A 2,165-nucleotide genomic window follows, 5' to 3' on the forward strand; every position below is an offset into this window, starting at 1 on the left:
CATCCGCCAGGAGACGGTGGTCGAGCCGCTGAACGAGCAGGACGAGCTGCGGATGCAGCCCGGCGCCGCCTCGAGCATGGACGACTCGAGCACTGGCATGCGCACGGACCGGGACCCGAGCGGCCGGTAGACGGCAGCGGCGCCGGACCCTTCAGGATCCGGCGCCGCTCGGCGGGCTCGGCTCAGAACGAGGCGAGGCTCTTCGGCGTGCCGACGCCCGTGGGGGCGTCGTAGCCGACCTTGCCGGTGCAGAGGTAGTCGCCGCCGCAGGAGCCGTTGCTGCCGCTCGTGACGTCGTTGAAGCGGCTCGAGTGGGCGTAGACGGGGGAGGCGTTGCTGTACTGCGAGGCGTGCCCGGAGCGCACCGCCATGCCGGCGATCAGCGGGGTCGAGAGGCTCGTGCCGCCGACCTGGAACCAGCCGTTGGCCGTGTCGGCGCTCGTGTCGAAGGTGTCGTAGATCGCGAGGCCGGTGTTCGGGTCCGCGACGGCGGAGAGGTCGGAGACCGTGCGCATCGGGCAGTGGGTGTCGTGCTGCCAGGAGGGCTTCGCGAAGTAGGCGGAGCATCCGCTGCCCGCGCCGTCCCAGACGGTCTCCTTCCAGCCGCGGCTCGTCGAGGCCTTCACGAGCGACGTGCCGCCGACGGCGGTGACGCCCGGGTAGGTGGCCGGGGTGGAGGCGGCGGGGAACCCGTTGTCGCCGGTCGACGCGAACTGCGCGACGCCCGGATGCGTGTAGTACTGCGTGGCCATCGACTGCGTGCCGGTGAACTCCTGGCCGCCGAAGCTGTTCGAGACGGCCTTGGCACCGGCCTTCACGGCCCGGTTCTGGGCGATCGCGAGGTCGGTCAGCGAGTCGGAGTCCGCCTCGACCACGAGGATGTGGCAGCCGGGGCAGGCCGCGGAGACCGCGTCGACGTCGAGTGCCTCCTCGACGCCCCAGCCGGAGTCGGCGGCGGGCAGGTAGTTCCGCGATCCGCGCTGGTTGATCTTGGTGAAGCAGCCGTTCGTGGTCGTGCAGGCGGGCAGGCCCCAGTGCTTGCGGTAGACGGCGAGGTCCGCCTCGAGCTTCGGGTTGTCGTACGCGTCGACGATCGCGACGGTGCCGCCCGATCCGCCGGACAGGCCGTAGGCGGAGGCGATGTCCGCCGGCCGCAGCCCGGTGATCGCCGCGGTGGCGACGGGGGAGGCGGTGGCGAGCGAGCGCTGGGCGGCGGTCGTCGTGCGGATCTCCACCATGCAGGCGGCGTGCCCGCGCTTCGGGGTGTCGCAGGCGCGGTGGGCGCCGCCGGATGCGGAGGCGGCCGTCGTGGCGCCGAGCACGGACGTCGCGACGAGCACGCCGGCCGCGAGCACGGCGCGGATTCGGTTCGAGGGGGACATGGGTGGGGTCCTTACTTGCTCGCGACGCGGTACGCCGCGGCGACGGTCTCGGTGATGGTGTTGCCCGCGGTGTCGCGGCCGGTGAAGCGGAGGGTGGCGGTGGTGCCGGCGCTGCGCGCGGGGTTGACGAGCTTCGCGGTGAAGGCGTTGTGGCCCTTCGCCGTGACCGGCACGGCCGTGAAGTGCTTGCCGTGGTCGAAGCTGACCTCGACCTCGGCCTTCACCGTCGTCGCCCGGGCTCCGGGGATCGGCATGATCGTGAAGGAGAACGGCATCGCACCGACCCGGGTCGTCCCGGTGCCCGAGGTGGGCAGCGGCGCGACGATGCGGAGCAGCGGCAGGGTCGTGCAGCCGTTGCCGTCGTCGACCGGGCAGATCACGGCGCCGGGCACCGCGGCGCCCGAGGTGGCCGACGACCGGAACGTGTACACCGAGCGCAGGTGCGTGCCGAGGATGAAGCCCGCGGCGCCCGCGTTCGTCTCCGCGATCGCGGTGTAGTTGGCCGCCCCGGCCGGCACCTTCGCATCGACGCCGAGGAAGGGATCGTCGTCGATCTTGACGCCGTTGCGGTAGAGCCGCATCCGGCTGAGCGCGGTGCCGTCGGCGAGATCGTCGAGGAAGCCGTTGTGGCCGTTCCGGCTGCTGTCGTTCAGCTGGTCGAGGTTCAGCGTCATCTCGCCGCTGGACCGGCACTCGAGGCAGAGGATGCCGGCGGCGGCGTCGTCAGGGGTCGCGACGGGGACGGACTGCCCGACGACGGGCCGCATCCAGGTCGCCGATGAG

The 2,165-nt window shown here is 72.4% G+C and carries 2 protein-coding genes; both read right to left on the bottom strand.

What is annotated here, in order from left to right; translation table 11 throughout:
* Nucleotides 1–182: 182 nt before the first annotated feature.
* Nucleotides 183–1,382 (bottom strand): S53 family peptidase, encoded by a 1,200-nt coding sequence (locus tag VIG76_RS08350; RefSeq protein ID WP_331953055.1) that lies wholly within the window; start codon nucleotides 1,380–1,382, stop codon nucleotides 183–185.
* Nucleotides 1,383–1,393: 11 nt separating this feature from the next.
* A partial coding sequence (locus VIG76_RS08355) for a hypothetical protein (protein ID WP_331953057.1) occupies nucleotides 1,394–2,165 on the bottom strand: 772 nt, incomplete at its 5' end.

Origin of the sequence: Amnibacterium sp. (assembly GCF_036559085.1) — a bacterium.
Lineage (GTDB): Bacteria > Actinomycetota > Actinomycetes > Actinomycetales > Microbacteriaceae > Amnibacterium.

Coding starts and splice junctions, on each gene's coding strand:
- VIG76_RS08350 (WP_331953055.1), bottom strand. CDS start 1,382: ATGTCCCCCTCGAACCGAATCCGCGCCGTGCTCGCGGCCGGCGTGCTC.